This is a genomic window from Desertihabitans aurantiacus, assembly GCF_003344635.1.
Taxonomy (GTDB): Bacteria; Actinomycetota; Actinomycetes; order Propionibacteriales; family Propionibacteriaceae; genus Desertihabitans; species Desertihabitans aurantiacus.
This window is the reverse complement of sequence record NZ_QPKK01000306.1, coordinates 1-4,120: the sequence shown is the minus strand read 5'-3', so window position 1 is coordinate 4,120 and position 4,120 is coordinate 1. Positions and strand designations below refer to the sequence as shown.

Sequence of the window (4,120 nt, the reverse complement as noted above, 5' to 3'; positions counted from 1 at the left end):
GCAGGCGCTGACCCGCGTGCACACCCTGCTGACGCGGGGCGTGCTGCCCGACGCCGAGGTCGGCCGGGTGCGTCCGGAGGCCGCCGACCGGGTGCTGGAGCTGACCCGGCTGCTGGGCCGCCGCAGCACGGCGCCGTCGCTGCTCACCGCGGCGGTCGTGCACGCCGAGGTGGCGACGGTGCTGCCGTTCGGGGCCGGCAACGGGGTGGTCGCCCGGGCGGTGGAGCACCTGGTGCTGGTCGCCGACGGTGTCGACCCGGCGGGCGTGCTGGTGCCCGAGGCCGGGCACCGGGACGCCGCCGCGGACTACCGGCGCGCCCTGGCGGGGTACGCGACCGGCTCGCTCGGCGGCGTCCGGGACTGGCTGCTGCACGTGGCCCGGGCGCTGGCCGCCGGTGCGGAGACCACCGACCGACTGCGCCGCGCCGGCGACGCCGGCTGAGCGGCGGTCAGGCCGGGCGGATCAGCTCGGCCAGCCGCGGCAGCTGCTCGGGGTCCTCCAGGGCCGAGCCGACCGCGACCAGGGAGGCGCCGGCGTCGAGGTAGCTGCGGGCGTTGCTGGCGTCGATGCCGCCGGTGGCGACCAGCTTCAGCCCGGGGAACGGGCCCTTGACCATGGCGCCGAACCAGGACGTCCCCAGCACGGTGGCGGGGAAGGCCTTGAGCCAGCGGCAGCCGGCGCGCAGCGCGCTCTGGATCTCGCTGGCGGTGGCCACCCCGGGCACGTGCGGCACCGAGTGCTGCTGGCTGGCGGCGACGACGTCGGTGTCCAGCCCGGGCGCCACGGTGAAGGTGACCCCGAGCCGGGCGGCCAGCTCGACCTGCTCGACGCTGATCACGGTGCCGGCGCCGACCCCGCGGCCCCGCTCGCGACCGGCGGCCAGTGCAGCCTCCAGCGAGGGGACGGCGTCGGGGGTCTGGATCGGCACCTCGACCAGCTGGATACCGAGATCCCAGGCGGTGGTGGCCAGGCGGACGGTGTCCTCGGGGCCGAGGTGGCGCAGGATCGCCATCACCGGCTGTCCGGCCAGCAGGGTGTCGAGGGCGTCGGGAGAGGCAGGACGGGTGGGCTCGGTCATGGGCGCTCCGGGAGTCGGGTGAGCAGGGTGGCGTCGATCTGGTCCCAGTCTGCGTCAGCGGCCAGCGCGCGCAGCCGGTCGGCGGGTGGCAGGGGCGGCAGGTCGCCGAGGTGCTGCAGCGTGCAGGCGGCCATCAGGTGCCCCAGCCGGAGCGCGGTGGTCGGGTCGTGCCTGTCGAGCCAGGACGCCAGCCAGCCGGCCGCGAAGGCGTCCCCGGCGCCGATCGCCTCGACCACCGCCACCCGCAGCGCCGGGACGCTGGTGCGCTCGTCGCCGCCGTCGCGCAGGGTGAAGGAGGTGGCGGCCCGGTCGGCGTCCTTGACCACCAGGTGGCTCACCTCGGGCAGCAGGGCGCGGACGGCGTCCTCCTCGGCGGTGCCCCACAGCCGCTCGGCCTCGTCCAGCCCGACGAGCACGACGTCGGCCCGCCGGGCCAGCTCGAGCAGGCGGGGGCCGGCGGTGGGGGCGTCCCACAGGGTGGGGCGGTGGTTGACGTCGAAGCTGACCAGCGGGCGTGGCCGCGGGCTGGTGAGCAGCTGCTCGAGCAGGGCGTCGCAGCTGGCCGAGAGGGCGGCCGTGATGCCGGAGACGTGCACCAGCCGGCGCCGGTCGAGGTGCAGCCGGCCCAGGTCGTCCGGCCCGAGCGCGGAGGCGGCCGAGCCGGCGCGGTAGTAGAGGACGCGGCTGCCGGTGGGGCGGACGTCCTTGAAGTAGAGCCCGGTGGGGCGGGTCGGGTCGGTGACGACGGCGTCGGCGCGTACCCCGCGGCTGCGCAGCAGGGCGCGGATGCGGGTGGCGAACGGGTCCTCGCCGAGCCGGGAGAACCACTCGACGTCCTGGCCGAGGTGGGCCAGTCCGGCGGCGACGTTGGACTCGGCGCCGGCCACGTGCAGCTCGACGTCGGGGGTCTCCTCCAGCGGCAGGCGGTGCGCGGAGGCCCCGAGCACCATCGTCTCGCCGAGGCAGAGGACCGGTGCGACGTCCGCCGCCGGCCCGGGGTCGGGGCTCACCACTCGGCGAACGAGCCGTCGGGGTGGCGCCAGACCGGGGAACGCCAGCCGTGCGGGGTGCGGTCGGCCTCGCGGACGGCGTCCTCGTCGACCTCGATGCCGAGCCCCGGCCCGGTCAGCCGGTGGATCCAGCCGTCGGCGAAGTCGAAGACCGAGCGGTCGACGACGTAGTCGAGCACGTCGGCGCCGGTGTTGTAGTGGATGCCGATGCTCTGCTCCTGGATGAGGTGGTTCGGCGAGGCGAAGCCGACCTGGAGGCTGGCGGCCAGGCTGATCGGGCCGAGCGGGCAGTGCGGGGCCAGTGCCACGTCGAAGGTCTCGGCCAGCGAGGCGATGCGGCGGACCTCGGAGATGCCGCCGGCGTGGGAGAGGTCGGGCTGGACGACGGCCACCCCGGCCTGCAGCACGGGCAGGAAGTCCTGGCGGTTGTAGAGCCGCTCCCCGGTGGCGATCGGGATCGAGGTCGAGTCGACCACACCGCGCAGCAGGTGGCTGTTCTCCGGGGTGACCGGCTCCTCGACGAAGAAGGGGCGCATCGGCTCCAGCGCGGGCAGCAGCCGGCGGGCGTTGGCGGCGGTGAAGCGGCCGTGCATGTCGAGGGCGATGTCGCGGTCGTCGCCGAGCACCTCCCGGGCCCGGGCGACCCGCTCCACCACGCCGTCGAGCTCGCGGACGGTGGCGAGCCGGCTCATCCGGCCCGAGGCGTTCATCTTCACCGCGGTGAGACCGGACTCGATCCGGGCCGACACCTGCTCGGCCACCTCGGCCGGGTCGTCGCCGCCGACCCAGGCGTAGACCCGGATCCGGTCGCGGACGTGCCCGCCCAGCAGCGTGTGCACCGGCACCCCGAGCCGTTTGCCGGCGAGATCCCACAGGGCCTGGTCGATACCGGCCACGGCGCTGGAGAGGACGGGGCCACCCCGGTAGAAGGTGCCCTTGGTCATCACCTGCCAGGTGTCCTCGATGCGGGTGGCGTCGGAGCCGACGAGGCCCTCGGCCAGCTGTTCGACGGCGGTGCGGACGGTCTCGGCCCGGCCCTCGACGACGGGCTCGCCCCAGCCGACCAGGCCGTCGGAGGTCTGCACCCGGACGAACAGCCAGCGCGGTGGCACCAGGAAGGTCTCGACCTTCTCGATCGTCGTCATGGGCGCTCCCCGGAGGAGCAGGACGTCGGCGCACCGGTGGGCATGTCCGGGGAGTGTAGTGAGCGCCACCGACGCTCCCGAGGTCGCCCAGGATGCGGGTGGGGTGACGTGGGCGCGGGGCCCGTCAGGATCGAGCCCGGCGAGCCCCGCTGGCTCGACGCGGCACGGTGACCAGGCGTGCACCACGAATGTTGGCCCAGGACAAGCCTGCTGCTCAACGGCCACTCAGGATGGCTGGATCGCCGCGTGGGTTCCTGCTCGCGTCGAGGTTCTGCCTTCTGTTGTACTCCTCGTCCGGCCCGAAGTGAAGACCCCGGTGAGTTCTGCTGGAGACGAACTTGTCCACAGGTCGCGACGGCGCCGACGTGTCGTCCACAGGCTGCGGACGGAGCCCGGCAGCCACGCCTCGGGGAGACCAACCTCGGGGGCATGGCGACTACGACAGCGGTCTCCCCGGGGCGGTCGACCGCACCCGCCGGGCCGGCGGTGGCCCTGGTGACGGGGGAGGAACGGCTCGCGTCCGGGGTGCTGGCGGCGGCGGCCGCGGCGGGGGTCGAGGTGTGGCGGGTCCGCAGCGCGGAGGAGCTGCGGCCGGCCTGGACCTCGGCCACCCAGGTCTACCTCGGCATCGACGTGGCCGAGTCGGTGCAGGCCGCGGCCCTGGCCCGCCGCGCCGGCGTGCACCTGGTCGCGGCCGAGACCGACGCCGACCTGAGCCGGTGGTCCTGCGCCTTCGACGCGTGCGTGGTCACGCTGCCCGACACCGCCGGCGTGCTGATGTCGCGCCTGGTGGGCGCGGTCGGCGGCGGCGCACCGGGCGAGCAGGTGGTCACCGTGACCGGGGCCACCGGCGGCGCGGGGGCGTCCACCCTCGTGGTCGCGCTGG

Annotated in this window: 3 protein-coding genes and 2 pseudogenes; 2 read left to right on the top strand and 3 right to left on the bottom strand. The window is 75.4% G+C overall.

The features are described 5' to 3' along the window. Positions 1-442 (top strand): annotated as a pseudogene (locus DVA66_RS17845) (oxidoreductase); the annotation flags it as partial. 7 nt (positions 443-449) lie between these two features. On the opposite strand, the gene DVA66_RS17840 reads toward DVA66_RS17845, so the two are convergent. The 3 genes from DVA66_RS17840 to dgoD are packed head-to-tail and all read right to left on the bottom strand — an operon-like array spanning position 450 to position 3,234. Further along, positions 450-1,079: a bifunctional 4-hydroxy-2-oxoglutarate aldolase/2-dehydro-3-deoxy-phosphogluconate aldolase gene (locus DVA66_RS17840; RefSeq protein WP_114561253.1), complete on the bottom strand. Its 630-nt coding sequence runs from the start codon at positions 1,077-1,079 to the stop codon at positions 450-452. Then, positions 1,076-2,089: a sugar kinase gene (locus DVA66_RS17835; RefSeq protein WP_198671911.1), complete on the bottom strand. Its 1,014-nt coding sequence runs from the start codon at positions 2,087-2,089 to the stop codon at positions 1,076-1,078. The genes DVA66_RS17840 and DVA66_RS17835 overlap by 4 nt, the downstream gene beginning before the upstream one ends. After that, complete coding sequence (gene dgoD / locus DVA66_RS17830) at positions 2,086-3,234, bottom strand: galactonate dehydratase (protein ID WP_114561252.1); 1,149 nt, start codon at positions 3,232-3,234, stop codon at positions 2,086-2,088. Before dgoD ends, DVA66_RS17835 begins: the two co-directional genes overlap by 4 nt. A 429-nt stretch (positions 3,235-3,663) precedes the next feature. Between dgoD and DVA66_RS17825 the strand changes: the two are divergent. Next, positions 3,664-4,120 (top strand): annotated as a pseudogene (locus DVA66_RS17825) (hypothetical protein); the annotation flags it as partial.

Bases quoted from the DNA above. Each gene is read 5' to 3' on its own strand.
- dgoD (WP_114561252.1), bottom strand. From the start codon at position 3,234: ATGACGACGATCGAGAAGGTCGAGACCTTCCTGGTGCCACCGCGCTGG.
- DVA66_RS17840 (WP_114561253.1), bottom strand. From the start codon at position 1,079: ATGACCGAGCCCACCCGTCCTGCCTCTCCCGACGCCCTCGACACCCTG.